This is a genomic window from Cryobacterium aureum (assembly GCF_002954245.1).
In the GTDB taxonomy this organism is placed as follows: domain Bacteria; phylum Actinomycetota; class Actinomycetes; order Actinomycetales; family Microbacteriaceae; genus Cryobacterium; species Cryobacterium aureum.
The window spans coordinates 17,448-35,378 of the sequence record NZ_PPTG01000046.1; the positions used below are offsets into that span (position 1 = coordinate 17,448).

The 17,931-nt window shown below is 65.3% G+C and carries 16 protein-coding genes; 10 read left to right on the forward strand and 6 right to left on the reverse strand.

Translation table 11 applies throughout. The features are described 5' to 3' along the window. Positions 1-99: 99 nt before the first annotated feature. Positions 100-1,482 (reverse strand): MFS transporter, encoded by a 1,383-nt coding sequence (locus tag CJ028_RS16045; protein WP_105036228.1) that lies wholly within the window; start codon positions 1,480-1,482, stop codon positions 100-102. Positions 1,483-1,687: 205 nt separating this feature from the next. Here CJ028_RS16045 and dnaK point away from each other — a divergent pair, with 205 nt between their 5' ends. The 5 genes from dnaK (at position 1,688) to CJ028_RS16070 (ending at position 6,863) form a co-directional block, all read left to right on the forward strand. After that, on the forward strand, positions 1,688-3,562 hold the full coding sequence (dnaK, locus tag CJ028_RS16050; RefSeq protein ID WP_105036229.1) for a molecular chaperone DnaK: 1,875 nt from the start codon (positions 1,688-1,690) through the stop codon (positions 3,560-3,562). A gap of 9 nt (positions 3,563-3,571) precedes the next feature. Continuing rightward, positions 3,572-4,198: a nucleotide exchange factor GrpE gene (locus tag CJ028_RS16055; protein WP_105036230.1), complete on the forward strand. Its 627-nt coding sequence runs from the start codon at positions 3,572-3,574 to the stop codon at positions 4,196-4,198. Continuing rightward, positions 4,191-5,192 carry a DnaJ C-terminal domain-containing protein gene (locus tag CJ028_RS16060; RefSeq protein WP_105036231.1) on the forward strand — a complete coding sequence of 334 codons (1,002 nt, stop codon included), beginning with the start codon at positions 4,191-4,193 and terminating at the stop codon, positions 5,190-5,192. Before CJ028_RS16055 ends, CJ028_RS16060 begins: the two co-directional genes overlap by 8 nt. Positions 5,193-5,194: 2 nt before the next feature. Continuing rightward, a complete protein-coding gene (locus CJ028_RS16065) occupies positions 5,195-5,608 on the forward strand; it encodes a heat shock protein transcriptional repressor HspR (protein ID WP_092338270.1) in 414 nt (137 codons plus the stop codon). Positions 5,609-5,738: 130 nt separating this feature from the next. Then, complete coding sequence (locus tag CJ028_RS16070; RefSeq protein WP_240607358.1) at positions 5,739-6,863, forward strand: class I SAM-dependent methyltransferase; 1,125 nt, start codon at positions 5,739-5,741, stop codon at positions 6,861-6,863. Positions 6,864-6,877: 14 nt separating this feature from the next. Here the strand turns inward: CJ028_RS16070 and CJ028_RS16075 are convergent, their stop codons facing one another. The 4 genes from CJ028_RS16075 to CJ028_RS16090 all read right to left on the reverse strand — a co-directional run bounded on the left by CJ028_RS16075 (position 6,878) and on the right by CJ028_RS16090 (position 13,200). After that, positions 6,878-7,471 (reverse strand): histidine phosphatase family protein, encoded by a 594-nt coding sequence (locus CJ028_RS16075; protein WP_240607359.1) that lies wholly within the window; start codon positions 7,469-7,471, stop codon positions 6,878-6,880. 4 nt (positions 7,472-7,475) lie between these two features. After that, positions 7,476-8,783 (reverse strand): glycosyltransferase 87 family protein, encoded by a 1,308-nt coding sequence (locus tag CJ028_RS21525; protein ID WP_105036234.1) that lies wholly within the window; start codon positions 8,781-8,783, stop codon positions 7,476-7,478. A gap of 198 nt (positions 8,784-8,981) precedes the next feature. Beyond that, on the reverse strand, positions 8,982-12,527 hold the full coding sequence (locus CJ028_RS20725) for a DEAD/DEAH box helicase (RefSeq protein WP_129590528.1): 3,546 nt from the start codon (positions 12,525-12,527) through the stop codon (positions 8,982-8,984). 184 nt (positions 12,528-12,711) lie between these two features. Continuing rightward, the gene (locus CJ028_RS16090; RefSeq protein WP_105036235.1) at positions 12,712-13,200 is read right to left on the reverse strand and encodes an Lrp/AsnC family transcriptional regulator; all 489 of its coding nucleotides are present in this window, start codon (positions 13,198-13,200) and stop codon (positions 12,712-12,714) included. A gap of 191 nt (positions 13,201-13,391) precedes the next feature. On the opposite strand from CJ028_RS16090, the gene CJ028_RS16095 reads away from it, so the two are divergent. Genes CJ028_RS16095 through CJ028_RS16115 form a run of 5 tightly spaced genes read left to right on the forward strand, consistent with a single transcriptional unit; the run spans position 13,392 to position 16,798 of the window. Beyond that, positions 13,392-14,450 carry a thiamine pyrophosphate-dependent enzyme gene (locus CJ028_RS16095; RefSeq protein ID WP_105036236.1) on the forward strand — a complete coding sequence of 353 codons (1,059 nt, stop codon included), beginning with the start codon at positions 13,392-13,394 and terminating at the stop codon, positions 14,448-14,450. Beyond that, positions 14,443-15,477, forward strand: coding sequence for an alpha-ketoacid dehydrogenase subunit beta (locus CJ028_RS16100; protein ID WP_105036237.1), 1,035 nt, complete (start codon positions 14,443-14,445; stop codon positions 15,475-15,477). Before CJ028_RS16095 ends, CJ028_RS16100 begins: the two co-directional genes overlap by 8 nt. Continuing rightward, positions 15,470-15,799, forward strand: coding sequence for a biotin/lipoyl-containing protein (locus CJ028_RS16105; RefSeq protein ID WP_105036238.1), 330 nt, complete (start codon positions 15,470-15,472; stop codon positions 15,797-15,799). The genes CJ028_RS16100 and CJ028_RS16105 overlap by 8 nt, the downstream gene beginning before the upstream one ends. After that, the gene (locus CJ028_RS16110) at positions 15,789-16,568 is read left to right on the forward strand and encodes an alpha/beta fold hydrolase (RefSeq protein WP_105036239.1); all 780 of its coding nucleotides are present in this window, start codon (positions 15,789-15,791) and stop codon (positions 16,566-16,568) included. The genes CJ028_RS16105 and CJ028_RS16110 overlap by 11 nt, the downstream gene beginning before the upstream one ends. A gap of 2 nt (positions 16,569-16,570) precedes the next feature. Further along, a complete protein-coding gene (locus CJ028_RS16115) occupies positions 16,571-16,798 on the forward strand; it encodes an MmyB family transcriptional regulator (RefSeq protein WP_105036240.1) in 228 nt (75 codons plus the stop codon). 339 nt (positions 16,799-17,137) lie between these two features. On the opposite strand, the gene CJ028_RS16120 is transcribed toward CJ028_RS16115, so the two are convergent. Further along, the gene (locus CJ028_RS16120; protein ID WP_105036241.1) at positions 17,138-17,929 is read right to left on the reverse strand and encodes an ABC transporter ATP-binding protein; all 792 of its coding nucleotides are present in this window, start codon (positions 17,927-17,929) and stop codon (positions 17,138-17,140) included. Positions 17,930-17,931 lie beyond the last annotated feature (2 nt).

Genomic DNA, 17,931 nt, shown 5'->3' on the forward strand with positions numbered 1-17,931 from the left:
GGCATCCACTTGTTTCCGCCGTGGCCGCGCCAGCTATCGGTGGCCGCGCCAGCTACAGATGGCGCGCCCACCGGTACTGGGCGCCTGAGAGCGCGGGTATCAGTCGATCTGCTGCATCGTGGTCTTCACTGGCACGAGCAGGATCAGCCCGAGCAGCAGCACGAGCATGATCCCGACGATGCCCCAGCGGGTGTCGCCGGCGATCGCCACGGCGACACCGAACAGGGTCGGTGCGAGAAAACTCACCGCGCGGCCGGTCGTGGCGTAGAGGCCGAAGATTTCGCCCTCGCGCCCGGCCGGGGTGATGCGAGCCAAAAAGGACCGTCCAGAGGATTGGATCGGGCCGACGAAGAGGCAGAGGAAGAGGCCGACGATCCAGAAGCCGATTTTTGCGTCACCGACGAACAAAACCGCCGAACCGCCGATGACGAGGCAGACCAGAGAGAAAGCGATGACCGCCTTGGCACCCAACCGGTCGTCGACCCAGCCGCCGATGAACGTTCCAACGCCGGCCACGACGTTGGCGGCGATGCCGAACAGCAAAACCTCGGTGAACGTGAACCCGAACACCTGCGCGGCGATGATGGCACCGAAGGTGAAGATGGCGGCCAAGCCGTCACGAAAAACGGCACTGGCCAGCAGAAAGCGCAGCACATTCGGGTTGTTGCGCCAGAGCGCCGCGATGGTGCGCCACAAAAGGCGGTAGGAGTCGAGGAAGCCGATCCGCTCAGCACCGAACCGGCGCGGTATCTCGGGAACTTTGACGAGCAGGGGCAGGGCGAAGATGCCGAACCACACGGCGGCCACGACGATCGCGAGGCGCACGTCGAGCGACCCGCCGGCCTCACCCGTTGGCAGCCCGAGCAGCCCGCGGGCGGCGTCGTCGCCGAAGTTGAACAGAAAGCCCGCGAGCAGAATGATGAGCAGCACGATGCCGCCCATGTAGCCCATGCCCCAGCCGAAACCGGAGACGCGGCCGACCGTTTTGGGCGTGGACACCTGCACGAGCATGGCGTTGTTGTTGACCGCGGCGAACTCGAAGAACACGTTGCCCGCCGCGAGCAGCGCGGCTCCGAGCCACAAATAGCCCGGGAACGGTTCCACGAAGAACATGCCGAGCATGCAGGCCACGACGAGAAAGCTGTTGACGCCGAGCCAGAACTTGCGCCGTCCGGAACCGTCGGAGCGTTGCCCGATCACGGGGGCCGCGATGGCCACGAGGATGCCGGCGATCGCGAGGGCCCACGAAATGGTGGCGGCATTCTCGGCCAGCGCCCGCACGAGCGCGGGGTCCTTCGCATTGTCACCGGCCGCTTCGCGGATTACCGGATCGACGAACAGGCCGCTCGCCAGGTAGGTGCTGAAGACGAAGGTGGTGACGACCGCGTTGAAGGCCGCCGATCCCCAGTCCCAGAACGCCCAGGCCACCACCCGGCCTCGAGTTGGAGGGGTACCCGCGTCTACGGCGACAGTCTCGGTCATGTGCACAATCTACTGGTCCGGGGTAAACATCCGGTTTTGCCGGTCCGCAGCATCCACTTCTTGAAACTTGAGTCACTCACACTCAACTTTCAGCCGGAGAAATTGACAGGGACGAAACGGCTCTGGAATACTTGAGTCATCGAGGCTCAAGTCTTGAGATTACTTTGTAGTTCGTTTCGCACATCATTGAAGGAGAACAACCCACATGGCTCGTGCAGTAGGTATTGACCTCGGAACCACCAACTCTGTGGTGGCCGTGCTCGAAGGTGGAGAACCCACCGTCATCGCCAACGCTGAAGGCTTGCGCACCACCCCCTCGGTGGTCGCGTTCACCAAGGACGGCGAAGTGCTCGTCGGAGAAACCGCCAAGCGCCAGAACGTCACCAACGTCGACCGCACCATCTCCAGCGTCAAGCGCCACATGGGCACCGACTGGAACGTCGCCATCGACGACAAGAAGTACACCCCGCAGGAGATTTCCGCGCGTATTCTCGCCAAGCTCAAGCGTGACGCCGAGCAGTACCTGGGCGAGAAGGTCACCGACGCCGTCGTGACCGTGCCCGCGTACTTCAACGACGCCGAGCGCCAGGCCACCAAGGAGGCCGGTGAGATCGCCGGACTCAACGTGCTGCGCATCATCAACGAGCCCACCGCCGCCGCGCTCGCTTATGGCCTCGACAAGGGCAAGGAAGACGAGCTCATCCTGGTCTTCGACCTCGGAGGCGGAACCTTTGACGTGTCGCTGCTTGAGGTGGGCAAGGACGACGACTTCAGCACCATCCAGGTGCGCTCGACCGCCGGCGACAACCGCCTCGGTGGCGACGACTGGGACCAGCGCATCGTTGATCACCTGATCAAGCGCTTCAAGGAGACCACCGGCGTCGACGTGTCCAAGGACAAGATCGCCAAGCAGCGCCTGAAGGAAGCCGCTGAGCAGGCGAAGAAGGAACTCTCCTCGAGCATGTCGACGAGCATCCAGCTGCCCTACCTCTCGCTGACCGAAAACGGCCCGGCCAACCTCGACGAGACGCTCACCCGCGCTCAGTTCGAGAAGATGACCGAAGACCTGCTCGACCGCACCAAGAAGCCCTTCCAGGACGTCATCCGTGAGGCCGGCGTCAAGGTCGGCGACATCGCCCACGTCGTCCTCGTCGGTGGTTCCACCCGCATGCCCGCCGTGTACGAGCTCGTCAAGAGCGAGACCGGCGGCAAGGACCCGAACAAGGGCGTCAACCCGGACGAGGTCGTCGCTGTCGGTGCCGCGCTGCAGGCCGGCGTGCTGAAGGGCGAGCGCAAGGACGTTCTGCTCATCGACGTCACCCCGCTGAGCCTCGGCATCGAAACCAAGGGCGGCATCATGACGCGCCTGATCGAACGCAACACGGCCATTCCGACCAAGCGCAGCGAAACCTTCACCACGGCCGACGACAACCAGCCGTCCGTTGCGATCCAGGTGTTCCAGGGCGAGCGCGAGTTCACCCGCGACAACAAGAACCTCGGAACCTTCGAGCTCACCGGCATCGCACCGGCGCCGCGCGGAATTCCGCAGGTTGAGGTTACCTTCGACATCGACGCCAACGGCATCGTGCACGTGTCCGCCAAGGACAAGGGCACCGGAACCGAGCAGTCGATGACCATCACCGGTGGCTCCTCGCTCGCGAAGGAAGACATCGAGCGCATGGTGCGCGAGGGTGAAGAGCACGCCGCTGAAGACAAGCGCCTGCGCGAAGTCGCCGAGACCCGCAACACGGCCGAGCAGCTCGCCTACTCGATCGAGAAGCTGATCAAGGACAACGTCGACAAGCTGCCCGAAGACGTGAAGAATGAGGTGCAGGCCGATGTCGACGCCCTCAAGTCCGCTCTGGCCGGCGACGACGACGACGCGGTGAAGACCGCGTTCGACAAGCTCAACGAAAGCCAGGGCAAGCTGGGCGAAGCCATCTACAAGTCCAGCCAGGCGGATGCCGCAGCCGGCGCCGACGAAGCCGGTACCGATGAGGCTCCCACCGAGGAGAACAAGGATGAAGACGTTGTCGACGCCGAGGTTGTTGACGACGACGAAGACGACAAGAAGAAGTAGGCCGCAACTATGGCTGACAAGAAACATCCAGACAACGACGCGTCCGCTGCGGGGGTGCCGGATGACGGCACCACCGCGGCGGGCGCGCCCGCGCCCGATGACGCAACGCCCGACGCAGCATCCGCTGCCGACGCTGATGCCTCGGCCGACGGAATCGAAGAAGATGAGCTGACCGTTCAGGACATTCTGGACGCGGCAGAACGCGAAGTTGCGGAGCCGACGAGCGAACACCTCGCCGACCTCAAGCGTGTCACGGCCGAGTACGCCAACTACCGTCGGCGTACCGAAGCCAACCGTGCCATCGAGAAAGAGCGCGTGATCGGGGATATCGTTAAGATACTGATTCCGGTACTCGACGATATCTATCGGGCAGAGAAGCACGGCGACCTCGTGCCAGATTCGGCTTTCGCCACGATCGCGGCCAAGCTGCGTTCGAGCGTTGAGCGTCTCGGACTCACCTCGTTCGGTGCGGTCGGCGACCCGTTCGACCCGACCATGCACGAGGCGATCTTCCAGCAGCCCAGTGCAGCCGTCGACACCGAAACCGTCGGCGACGTCGCGGAAACGGGGTACTACCTCGGTTCAACGCTGTTGCGCGCGGCCAAGGTCGTCGTTCAGGTACCGAGCGATGGCTAGCCAGGACTGGTTCGACAAAGACTTCTACAAGGTTCTCGGGGTATCGAAAGATGTCACGCCGGCCGAGTTGAAGAAGGCATACCGCAAACTCGCTCGCAAGTACCACCCGGATTCCAACCCGGGGAACCCCGCCGCTGAGGCGAAGTTCAAGGAACTGAGCGAGGCCCACTCGGTTCTGAACGATGCCGCGCAGCGCAAGGAATATGACGCCGTTCGGGCTATGGGCAGCGGGGCGCGGTTCGCCGCGCCCGGCGGCCGGGCCCAGAGCGGCGGGTTCGAGGACGCTTTCGGAGGCATGTTCGGCGGCGGAAGCCGTCAGCAGAGTTATACCTTCGAGCAGGGCGGTTTCGACGATATCCTCGGGGGTATGTTCGGCAGAGGTGGCGGAGGCGGGGGCGGTTTCGGCAACCCCACCGGCGGCTACCGCGGGTCGGGCGCACCGACGCGCGGGCGCGACGTGATCGCCTCGACGACCATCGACTTCATCACGGCCACCCAGGGCGACCAGATCAGTCTGCAAACTCAGGACGGTCGACCGATCAAGGTCAAGGTTCCGGCCGGAGTCGCCGACGGGCAGAAGATTCGTCTGCGCGGTAAAGGCCAGTCCAGCCCCGACGGCGGAGAATCGGGCGATATCGTGCTCACGATCACCGTGCGCAAGCATCCGGTGTTCGACCGGGACGGCCTCAACCTGCGGGTGACCGTACCGGTCACTTTCGTCGAGGCCAGTCTCGGCGCGACGATCGAGGTACCCACTCTCGGTGGCAGCCCCGTCAAGTTGCGCGTTGCCCCCGGTACTCCCAGTGGCCGCGTGCTGCGGGTCAAGGGTCGTGGCGTCATTACGGCCAAGGGCACGGGCGACCTGCTCGCCGTCGTGCAGGTCGCTGTGCCCTCACACCTGTCGAAGGACGCGGAAGAGAAACTCGCCGCGTTCGCCGAAGCGCTGCCCAAGGAAAACCCGCGCGATGAACTGATCGCTCGGGCGAAGGGCTAGTCATGGACGAGACCACCCGGGTTTTCGTAATTTCCACGGCTGCTGAGCTTGCGGGAATGCACCCGCAAACCCTGCGCCAATACGATCGCCTGGGCCTGGTCAGCCCGGAACGTACTCCCGGCAAGAGCCGCCGATACTCCATGCTCGACGTGGCAAAGCTCCGTGAAATTGCGGAACTTGGCTCCGAAGGTGTGAGTCTGGAAGGCATCCGTCGTATCCTCGAACTCGAGGATCACGTGCGCGGTCTCGAAAACCGTGTGCGCGAGTTGGAATCGACGCTCGCCGACGAACTACTGAACCGTCCGGGCCGCCGCGTTTTCGCGGCTGGCTCGGCCGGCGATGTCATTTCGATGAAGGCGGGCACTCGCACCAGACGCAGCAACCAGATTGTCATCTGGCGGCAGCCCAGACCATAGTCAGCTCCACGTTTTTGTTTCACGGCACGAACTGGTTGCACCAGCACCACTTTCAGGGGGAACCATGTCCGAATCGGGCACGAATGACCAGTCCGCGCTGCGGAACACCAACACGTTTTCGAAAGACATCGTGAACGAATTTGATTTCGACCGACTTCGGCGCAGGCCCGACATTGAGGCCGAGAACTTATTCGCCGTCGATGCAAGCGATCGACTCATTCTCGATGAAGCTGCTGGCGCGCTCGCCGCCTACCGTTCCGCTGGCGTCGTCGTTCTCGAGGACCGCTACGGCGCCCTCACGCTCGGTGCTGCGGCCCTGCACGGTGCCCGCGGAATTCGCGTCTACCAGGACGCGCTCTCGGGCGAATACGCGCTCGACAGCAACGCCTCCGGCGTCGACCTGACGGATGCCTACCGCTCCCTGCCGCTGGGTGAAGAGCTGCTGAACGACGCGCACGTCGTGCTGCTGCAGCTGCCCAAAAGCCTCGACGCGCTGGACGAGATCGCTGGCGCCATCGCGAAGTACGCCGCCCCCGACGTGATCGTCTTCGCCGGTGGTCGCATCAAGCACATGACCGTGAGCATGAACGAGGTGCTGCGTCGCCACTTCGGCGCCCTCAACGTGCGTCCGGCCCGCCAGAAGTCCCGCGTGCTCATCGCCTCCTCCCCGCTCGCCACCTCCGTTACCGACTGGCCGCACAGTGAGAAGCACGACGACTTCGACCTGACCGTACGCGGCCACGGCGGAGTCTTCGCCGGAACCAGCATCGACATCGGCACCCGGGCGCTGCTCGAGGTGCTCGACCGCATGAAGCCCGACTCCGAACGTGCCATCGACCTCGGCTGCGGTACCGGCGTGCTCGCCGCGGCACTGGCCGCGCAGCGACCGCTACTGCGAGTGCTGGCGACGGACCAGTCGGCCGTGGCCGTCGCATCCGCTCGCGCAACCGTCGACGCCAACGCGCTCGCCGATCGCGTCACGGTCGTGCGCGCCGACGGTCTGTCCGGCCAAGCGGATAACTCAGCCGACCTGATTTTGCTCAACCCGCCGTTTCATATTGGAGCGTCGGTGCACGCCGGCCTGGCCGAGAAGCTGTTCAATGACGCGGCTCGAGTGCTCGCACCCGGCGGCGAGCTGTGGACGGTATGGAACACGCACCTCGGTTACCGTCCGATGCTCACCCGCATCGTCGGTTCGACCCGCCAGGTTGGCCGCAACACCAAATTCACCGTGACGGTGTCGACCGGCCGCTGAGGTCGTGTGCTGGGTCAGGCGTGCAGCAGCGGTTGACCGTTCAGTACGTCGAGCTGCCAGGCGGTGGCCCCGTCAAGGTGCGCGTGGTGATGCTGCACGAGGTTGAGCGAGGCGTTGCTGATGCTCTCGATGCGCGCATCGAGCGCCCGCGCGAGGCTCAATCGAATGAGAGTGCCGTGGGCGACAACGATGATGCGGGCTCCGGGGTGCTCGCGGGCCAGCTCGCGCAGGGCGTCGATACCCCGCGCAGCGACAGCTTCCTCGGTCTCGGCACCGTGGAATCCGCCGGGGAAACGCAGCGCGTCGAGTTCGGCACCGGCGCGCAGGCCCTCTGCTGGCCCATAGTTGCGCTCGATCAGACCCGGGATGCGCCGGGCTTCGTCGAGTCCGAGCTGTTCGCCGATGAGGTCGGCGGTTTCGGCCGCGCGAGAGAGCGGCGACGACACGATGAAGTCCCAGCTGTAGCGTTTCAGGGGAGCGACAGCATCCGCTGCCTGGCCGCGCCCCACGTCGTTGAGCGGAATGTCGGTGGCGCCCTGGATTCGCGCGGCAGCGTTCCAATCGGTCTGGCCGTGGCGAATGAGGGCGAAGGTCGTCGTCGTGGTCACCCGTCTATTCTGCCTTGGCCGACTGGGAGCGTGCGACGGACCCGACTCTCCCCTCCCTGCGTGGCCCGGCCAATCGTGCGAGCTGCTTGATCGACCAGGCGAACAGTACGACCAGCAGAGCGTTGCGAGCGGTGAGCAGCAGTAACGAGAACAGGTCCCCATCGATGAGAGGCAAGTAAAAAATAGGAAAGACCAGCGTTGTCAGGCCCGAGATGGCCAGCATCAGCACGGCGGGCACGCGCCACTCGGCCCAACTCGTGCCCACACCGACCGCGACCACCGGTACGAGCCACAGCATGTACTGCGGCGACCCGACCTTGTTGAAGACGATGAATGCGCTGACCAGGGCGAGGGCGCCGATCAGCAGCAGCTGGGCGGCATCCGCTCGATGGTGCTGGGCAATGAGCATCAGCACGAAGATCGCCGCGATGGCACCGAACATGACCGGTGTCATGAGGGAGGCGACGAGATCGGTGCCGAGGCCGCTCACTTCACGGGTGGCGATGGCGAAATTCTCGTAGATGACCGTGTTGTGGTGGCCGAGTGTGGCCAGCCACACCCACCCAGTCGTGATGGGTGCCTCGAGTTGCAGGGCGCGGTCGGACTGCTCGGTGACGAATCCGGTGAGAAATTGCAGTCCACCCAATAACCAAGCGGATGCCGCCACCCCGGCTGATACAGCCGCCCCGGTGAGCACTACCGTGCGTCGGCGGAGCGATACCGTGACCACCGCGAGGAAGACCGCGGCCGGCCAGACCTTGATCCAGGTGGCCAGGGTCAGCACGGCCGCGGCGACGACCGGCCGTTTCGCGAGCAGAACGAGAGAGACGATGACCAGTGGCGCCGTGATCCCTTCCAGCCGCAGCAGCCCGACCGGGCTCAGCAGAAACGACGCGAACAGCCAGTACCAGGCGGATTTATACCCGCTGCGGCGGCGACCCCAATCGGTCAGTGCCCCGACCGCGATGGCGTTCAACCCGGCGGTCAGCAGAAACCAGAGCAGTTGGTAGAGCAGGGGGCCGGCGATGCCCGCGAAGGCGATCGGCAGCATGGCGCCGATCGGGTACACCCACTCGGTGTCGATGCCCTGCCAGACGCCGTGCTCCAGGCCGAGTTCAGCCCAGGTGCGGTACAGCGGCAGGTCGCCCAGAACCCCGCCGGTGAGGATGGTCGGCAGGAGCGCGAATAGGAATACTGTGTGGAGACTGAGAAATCCGAGCACGAGGGTGCGCGGGCGCTGGAGTGAGAGTCGGCGACTCGGGGTGAGCGCTTTGGCCAGTCGGGCGTCAACCCGATCGAAAATAGTGGACATTGGACCGTTTCTGCAGGTGCGCGGTGGGGCCGTCGCGTGCAGTCTAGGGGGGTCGGGTTAACGTGCGGTGTCGGCTCGGAAGCTGCGGTTACGGCCCATGTTGTGTCCGTGGGCCCAGTTTATAGACTGGGCCCACGGTCCGGGCCCGGGCCCCGTCCAGATTTTTGTGCCGGAAGGCGAGCAGGAGCGGGGCTGCGGTCAGGCCAGGAGCTCACGGATATCGGCGGCGGTCAGGGCGGTACCGGCCGGGGCACCGTCGGTCATCACGCTCTCGAACAGACGGGCCTTCGTGGCCTTGAGGGCCATGACCTTCTCCTCGATGGTGTCCTTGGAAACCAGTCGATAGACCATGACGTTCTTGGTCTGACCGATGCGGTGCACCCGGTCGACGGCCTGGGCCTCGGTCGCCGGATTCCACCAGGGGTCGAGCAGAATAACATAGTCGGCCTCGGTGAGGTTGAGGCCGAATCCGCCAGCTTTGAGGCTGATCAGAAAGACCGAGCTCGAGCCTTCCTTGAAGTCGCTGATGGCCTTGGCCCTGTTGCGGGTCTTGCCGTCGAGGTAGGAATAGCTGATGCCGGCGGCGTCAAGCCGGTCGCGCGCCTTTCCGAGGTACTGGGTGAACTGGCTGAAGATGAGGGTGCGGTGGCCCTCGGCGACGGTGTCTTCGAGTAGTTCGAGCAGGGCGTCAAGTTTGGTTGACGGGATCGCGTCGTACTTCGCGTCGTACAGGCTGGCGTCGAGGCTGAGCTGACGCAACATGGTGAGCGAGCGAAAGATCTCGAACCGGTTCGCATTCATGTCGTCGATCAGGCCGAGCACCTTCTGGCGCTCGCGGGCGAGGTGCATATCGTAAACCTTGCGGTGCCGCGGGTGCAGGTCGAGTTCGAGCACCTGTTCCTGCTTCTCGGGCAGGTCGCTGGCCACCTCGGCCTTGGTGCGTCGCAACATGAAAGGGCGGATGCGGCGGCGCAGCTGCGCGAGACGTTCGCCGTCGGCATCCGTTTCGATGGGCTTGCGGTAGTAGTCGGCGAAGCGGCTGGGGCTCGGGAACAGTCCGGGAGCGGTGATGGAGAGCAGAGACCACAGTTCCATCAGGTTATTTTCCATGGGAGTGCCGGTGATGGCGAGCTTGAACGGGGTGCGCAGCCGGCGGGCACAGACGTGTGCCTTGCTCTGGTGGTTTTTCACGAACTGAGCCTCGTCGAGCAGCAGCCCGGCCCAGTCCTTTGCGTTGTACTCCTCGAAGTCGAGGCGAAAAAGCGTGTAGGAGGTGATCACGACATCCGCTTCACCCATTTCGTCTTGCAGGCTGGAGCCGCGCTTGCCAGCGGTCTGCGTTATGGCGACCGTGGTGAGGTCGGGGGCGAACCGGGCACACTCGGTGGCCCAGTTGGAGACGACGCTCGTGGGGGCGACGACGAGGAAGGGTTTGCGGGGGGTGCCTGCCGAGGCGCGCTGGCTGTCGCGGGCGTGGGCGATGAGGGCGATGGCCTGCAGGGTCTTGCCGAGACCCATATCGTCGGCGAGCACGCCGCCGAGCTGGTGGTCGTAGAGAAAGCTGAGCCAGTCGAAACCGGTCTGCTGGTAGGCGCGCAGGGTGGCGTGCACGGCCGTCGGTAGTGGGCGTTCGGCGATGGGCGCCGCCCCGTTGAGCCCCTGAACGGCGGCCAGGCCTTCAACGGCGCTGCGCCAGGTGGCGGCCTGTTCGGCGACGACGCCGAGCAGCTGTAGTTCGTCCCACAGGTCGGCCTGAAACCGGCTGAGGCCGAGCGTGCCGGCATTGCTCTCCTGTAGGCCGCGCGCCTCTTCGATCAGGCGCCGCAGCTGCTGCAGTTCGGGCCGGTCGAGGCTGAAATAGGTGCCGCTGTGGAGAATCATCAGGTCCTGGTCGGTAGCCAGCGCCCGAAACAGATCGTCGAAGGGGATATCTTCGCCCTCGATCGACACGGTGACGGCGAGGTCGAACCAGTCGCGGGTATCGGTGCTTTCGGTGGTCGCGAGGCTGATCACGGGTGCTTCGTCGGCTTCGCGGTAGCTCGGGGCGTCGGCCGAAACCTGCACGACGATACCGGCCGTCTCGAGCTTCGGCACGGCCTCGCCCAGAAAGCTGATCATGACGGCCCCGCGCAGCTCGGAGTGCTCGAGCAGTCGGGCCGGGCTGATCGGCGTGGCGAGTTGCCAAAGCGGGGTGAACGACATCGTCACGCGTTCCACGTCGTGCAGGGTGCAGTTTTCACGGGTCAGGTCGCGAAAGCGGGTGTCGCCGGGCGTCGGGCGCAGGGGGTGGCGGTAGAGCACGGGTTCGCTGGCGGTCGCGATTTCGGCCGCGCCGACCGGCGTAACGGTGGCCGGCATAGCGGATGCGGCGGCGGTGGCCGAGGCGGGCCCGGCCTGGTCGGGTTCGCGGTTCTCGTCCGTGTTCGTGCTCGTGCTCGCGTCGCTGGGCGCGACGTACTGCCACTCCCAGGCCAGGGTGATGCGGGCATCCGTTTGGTGGGTGATGGTGAGGGCCAGCTGGGGCCGGGCCGTCTTGGGCAGCTCAAACGAGGCGTCGTGGCTGGTCAGAGTCAGTTTTTGCTGGAGGAAGGGGTAGTAGTCGGCGAGGAAGGCGGCCTCATCGTCGGCCGGAATGTCGAAGCCACCGGTGACTGCGAGGGCCCTAATTTCGGAGCTGACCGGGGCATTCAACGGGGCGAGGATGAGCTGGTTGCCGGCGGCGAGCGGGTCGGCGGCGCTGGTGAACGTGTACGCGCCGTGCGCCGGGTCCCCGATGAATCCGAATTCGGCACCGCGATGCCGCTGCTCGTTCAGCACGAGCAGCGGCGTGAGCAGCAGGCCCTCATCGTCGCGGCGAATGTCGATCTCGAGCGCGGCCGGCGTGGGGGAGAGCAGAACGGGATTCTGGGCATCCGTCGCGCAGACCATGGGCAGGCCGCTCAACTGGGCTTCGTGCAACAGGTCCCAGAGGGCCTTGTTCTCGAAGTTGTCGAGGTAGAGCCAGTGGTCGGTGTAGCTGTAATAGCGCTGGCCGGTGGCCGAGAGGGCGTAGAGGGCGTTGAGAATTTTGCGGTGTCCGCGGTTGTAGGTGCCGGGCGTCCAGGACAGGTTGTCCCACGTGAGGTTGCCGCGAATCCACTTGCCCTTTTTGCCCATGACCATGGGGCGTGCGCCGAGCCGGCGGGGGCCGACGCGTCGGTTGGGGCTGTATGCCGGGTCGAGCAGGTCGAATTGCAGCGCGAGGGCCGTGCTGGTGGCTGCCTCCCCCGAAGGTTTGGCGAGCGGGGCCAGGGCGGCGCGCCAGGCAGGTACCGGCGGACGAATGGGAATGACGGGGGCCGGAGTTGGTGGCTGGTACGCGGCCGGCACGAACGTCGATTCGAAGACGGGAGTGCGGCGGTCGCCGATGGCACGCACGTTGGAAGCGGTGCGTTCGGCGTTCAGCTCCGCGGGGGTGCGTTGGCTCGCCAGCAGCAGAGCGGCGACGTGCTTGCAGTTGCTGCCCATCGGGCAGGTGCAGGTCCCGCTGGCTCGAACGGCCTGGCCGGCCGCATTGAGCGTGAACGAAACCAGCACCGTGTAGGGCTGCGGGCTGGTGCCGCTGACGCGACCGGTGAGGTGTGTTCCCGACGGGGCCCAGGACTGTTCGGTGACGTGTCCGTTGCGGGCATATCGTTCACCGCGCGAGAACGACTGGCTGCCGACTATGCGGGCGATCTCGTGCGTGCTGAGGGAATGGGCCATAGGTGTGGGAGCTCCGTAAGAACAAGGGACCAACCCTTATTGTCTCACGGGCGGCTGAACGGCCCAGCGCAACCTGATGTGTCACGGGGCTGCGTGGTGGCTAATTCAGGAGACCTTCGCGGGCGGGGTCGTTTCGCCGCACTGATCCGGGTGCCGCGGGGTGGGGCGCGCCAAATCTCCTGAATTAGCCACCAAAACCGACCGGTGCGGCGGCGGTGGCCTGCAGCAGGGCGAGAGCCTGCGCTTCAATGTGGGTCTGCAGCACGATCACGCTCGAGGAGCGCACGACCGTTTGCGTGGCGACGATCAGATCGAGCACACGCTGCACGTCGGCGTTCGACCGGGCGACGACCCGGGCGAGCATGTCGCTGTCGCCCGAGACCGTGTGCAGTTCGAGAATCTCCGGAATCTTGGCCAGGGCCGCCACGACGACCGCGTGGCCGGAGTCCTGCCGTACGGTGAGCGAGCAGTAGGCGGTGACCGGAAAGCCGAACTCGCTCGGGTTGAGCATGGGCGCCCACGACTTGATCACCCCGCGGCTCATCAGTCGGTCGAGCCGGGCCTGCACGGTGGCCCTGGCGACCTTGAGCCGGCGCGAGGCCTCGAGCACGGAGAGCTTGGGCCGTTCGCAGAACAGGGTGACGAGGCGGGAATCCAGAGAATCGACATCCATGGGCGTGACCTTTCGTGTGCCGGCTGGGCCACATTGCCGCGCCGGAAGAATGTACCAATTGTATGGTGTTTGGTGAAAAAGAAACACAAATACTCGCAGACTGTGCACTCCAATTAGTCACTGTGGCAGACGCTCGGCAAAGTCACTAACTTTGCTGTAGCCCGCCCACACACCGACCAGAAGGAGCCAACATGGCGCCTCGCGCCCTTGACACCCTTCCTCCGCGACAAGCGGATGCCGCAGCCCCCGACCCCGATCAGCTGCGCGACCTGTATCGCCTGCTCTCCAACGTGCGGCAGCTCGACACGTCGGCGGTCGCCTGGCAGCGGCAGGGTCTCATTCCCGGCTATGCGCCGATGCTCGGCCAGGAAGCGGCGCAGGTCGGTGCCGGTTTCGGCGTCGATAAGACCCGCGACTTTGTCTTTCCGACCTACCGCGAGATGGGCGTGGCCTACACGCTCGGCGTCAACATGGTCGAGTACATGTCGACCCACAAAGCGATCTGGCACGGCGGGCTCTACGACCCGGTCGCCAGCCACTTTGCGCCCTTTCAGGCAGTCGTCGGTGGATCCGTACTGCACGCGGTGGGTTGGGCACACGGCCAGACGCTGAACGGCGCATCCGCTGACGGGCTAGGCGTGGGCGTGGCCTTCCTCGGCGATGGCGCAAGCTCACAGGGTGACGTGCACGAGGCCATGAACTTCGCCGCCATTTTGAAAGCTCCGGTGGTGTTCTTCGTGCAGAACAATGGTTGGGCTATTTCGGTGCCCACTGAGCAGCAGGTGGCCGGCGGCTCGGTCGCCGCTCGCGCTGCCGGCTACGGCATGCCGGCGGTGCGGGTTGATGGCAATGATGTGCTCGCCGTTGTCGAGGCCACCCAGCGCGCCGTCGCTCATGCCAGGGCCGGACTCGGCCCGGTCGTGGTCGAGGCCATGACCTATCGACGAGGTCCGCACTCCACGAGCGATGACCCCGGCCGCTATCGCACCCTCGAGGACGAGAAAATCGACGGCGGCGAAGATCCACTCAACCGGTTTCGTTCGGTGTTGCTTACGCAAGGACTGGCTGATGCGTCCTTCTTCGCCGAAGCTGACGCGGGGGCGCAGACGCGCGCCGACGAAATTCGCGACGGTGTGGTGGCCCTGGACAGCCGCCCCGGCAGTGAAATGTTCGACTTCGTTTTTCAAGAATCAACCCCGACGCTCGGCGCCCAGGCGCGCCAGTGGAGAGAGGAATCCGAGCATGTCTGAAGTCCTTGAAGGTGTGCGGGAGACCGCGCCGACCCCGCTCCTGCAGCTCTCAATGCAGCAGGCCATCAACCGAGCGCTCGGCGAGATTCTCGAAAGCGACGACCGAGCGCTCATCTTCGGCGAAGATGTCGGCGTGCTTGGCGGTGTCTTTCGAGTTACAGACGGCCTGCAGCAGCGCTTCGGTGCGAACCGGGTCTTTGACACGCCGCTGGCAGAATCGGGCATTCTCGGCACCGCGATCGGGCTGGCCATGGCCGGTTTTCACCCGATTCCCGAGGTGCAGTTCGACGGCTTCGCCTACCCGGCCGTGAACCAGATCATCACCCAGCTCGCCCGCATGAACTATCGCAGCCGCGGACGCCTGCCGATGCAGGTGACGCTGCGGGTGCCGAGTTTCGGCGGGATTCGCGCTCCCGAACACCACGGTGAGAGCCTCGAATCGCTGTTCGCGCACGTGCCCGGACTCAAGGTTGCATCGCCGTCAAACCCGCAGCAGGCGTATCACCTGCTCAAGCACGCTGCTTCGATGCCCGACCCGGTCATCTTCATGGAACCGAAGGCGCGCTACTGGAACAAGGCCGGGGTCAACCTGGCTGCTGACGAAGACACTGCCTCCCTCGAGGGCTCGGTGATCGCGCGACCGGGCAAGCACGCGACCCTCATCGCCTGGGGTGCCATGGTCTCCCGCTGCCTCCAGGTTGCGGAGCTGGCCGCGGAAGATGGCATCGAACTCGAGGTGCTCGATTTGCGCTGGCTGAAGCCGATCGACGAGGCGGGGCTGGCGGCATCCGTTTCGCGCACCCGTCGCGCCATTGTCGTGCATGAGGGGCCGCACACCGCTGGCCTCGGCGCCGAGATCGCCGCGCTCGTCTCGCAGAGCTGCTTCGACACGCTGCGCGCGCCGGTCGAGCGGGTGACCGGCTTCGACGTGCCGTACCCCTCTGGCGATCTGGAGGACGAGTACATCCCGAACATTGATCGAATTCTTTTCGGAGTTCAGCGAGTATTGGAGTACCGCCGTGGCTGAAATCTCTTTTCCCCTGCCCGACCTCGGTGAGGGACTGCTTGAGGCGACCGTGCTGGAATGGCTCGTCAAGGTCGGCGACCAGGTCGAACGCAACCAGCCGTTCGTCGAGGTCGAAACGACCAAGTCGTCGGTGGAGCTTCCCTCACCGATCGCCGGTATCGTGCTCACGCTGCACGGTGAACCCGGCGACGTGGTGCTCGTCGATACCCCGCTGATCACCTTCGTGGTCGCCGACGATTCCGCCGGAATCGTCGGCACCGTGCCCCAGGAGGCCGCTCCGAAACGCCGCGTGCGCCTCTCGGCCGTGCTCGATGAAGACTGACCTGGCCAGCGCGCTGCACTGGCAGCAGCACGAGCCCGCTCTCGACGCTGGCCTCGCCCCGGTGCTGCTCTTGCACGGTTTCGCCTCGTCGACCGCGCTTAATTGGGATGCGACCGGCTGGGTTCGCGACCTGACCGCCGCCGGTCGGCGCGTGCTGACCATCGACCTGCTCGGTCACGGCGAGAGTCACGCCCCGCTCGAAACGGATGCCTACGCTCCGAGCCGCCTGCGCGCGGCTATTCTCGAGGCGCTCGCCCTGGCCGGCGCCCGGCCACGCGAGGCTGGCGACCCTGCATCGGGTGTCGACCTGGTCGGCTATTCGCTCGGGTCGCGCCTGGTCTGGGAGCTCACCGCCGAGCGGCCCGACCTGATCAATCGTGCGGTACTCGGCGGAATGAGCGGCGAGGATCCACTCGCCGACTTCGACCTCGATGCTGCCGATCGGTTTCTCGCCGACGCCAGTGCGATCGCGCACGAGTCGACCGCCTCGCTGATGACCCTGATGCAACTCGCACCTGGTGCCAACACCCCCGCCCTGTTGCGGCTGGTCGCTGCGATCAAGCAGGAACGGTTCGAGCCGGGCGCATCCGTTCCTTCGCGGCCGCTACTATTCGTGACCGGGGACCGCGACGTGCTCGCGACCGGAACCACCCAACTCGCGGCGCTCGCCGCCGACACTGAAACGCTCTGGCTGCCCGCCCGCAGCCACACCAACGCGGTGAGCTCTCGGGTGTTCAAGCAGGCCGCGATCGAGTTTCTCGGTCGCTGACCGTGGGGGTCGACCCCGAATTGCAGGCTCTCGTTGCGGAGTTGCGTGAGAACAGCGCGCTGTTCGAGGAATGGTGGAGCGAGCACATCGTCGAGCGACGGCGCACCCCCATCAAGCACATTCGCGCGACGGACGGCGACACCATCGCTCGACGATACGAAGTGCTCCACCTCCCCGAAGATGGGCTCCGTGTGACCCTCTGGCTACCGGGAACCTCGGACGTGCCCTAGCAAACGTCCCGGCTCGTTGCCCGCAAGCGGGACGCCCACCGGGACACCGATGCGGGTAAGCGGTATTTTGCAGATCTGCGCGATGTTTGGACGCCGGATCCCCGTGGGACCCGTGCGAGAAAATGCCGGGTGAAGGGAGGCTAAACGGTGCACTCCAAACAGCATGACCGGCCGCTGCGGGTTGCGGCAACGTCTACATCCGTAGACCGCGAATTTGCGTATTTTCGCTGAGGCGTCACCCTAGCTTCAAGCTGGCGGCAATCGAGCTTTTCGCCCGCTGGGTGCGCAGAAATACCCGCGCATCGCGCAGTTCCGAGCCGGCGCTCTCGCAGTCGCCAACTACCCGAGCAGGGCGCGGTCGTCGAGGGACGCGCCCTTGATCTTCGCGAATTCGGCGAGCAGATCTGGCACGGTCATGGTGGCCTTGCGTTCGGCGTCGACGTCGAGAATGATTTGACCCTCGTGCATCATGATGAGTCGGTTGCCGAGGCGCAGTGCCTGTTCCATGTTGTGCGTGACCATGAGGGTGGTCAGGTGGTGCTTTTCGACGATGCTCTCGGTGAGCGTCGTGACCAGTTCGGCCCGCTGCGGATCGAGGGCAGCGGTGTGCTCGTCGAGCAGCAGAATGCGCGGCTGGGTGAAGCTCGCCATGAGCAGTGACAGGGCCTGGCGCTGGCCGCCGGAGAGCAGCCCGACCCGAGCCTTGAGCCGGTTCTCGAGGCCGAGTTCGAGCGAGAGCAGCTCGGTGCGAAAGAATTCGCGGCGCTTGTGGGTGACGCCCCAGGCCAGTCCGCGGCGCTGGCCACGACGCAGCGCGAGCGCGAGGTTCTGTTCGATGCTCAGGTCGGGCGCGGTGCCGGCCATCGGATCCTGAAAGACGCGGCCGACGTAGGCGGCGCGGGCGTAGTCGGGCATCCGCTTGACGGAACTGCCATCGATCGACAGGTCGCCGGAATCGATCGGCAGCTTGCCGCTGATCATGTTGAGCAGGGTAGATTTGCCGGCGCCGTTGCTGCCGATGACGGTGACGAAATCGCCGGTGTTCAGCTGCAGCGACACGTCGTTCAGGGCGACGCGTTCGTTGACCGTGCCGGGAAAGAAGGTCTTGGTGATGTTCTCGATGAGCAGCATGA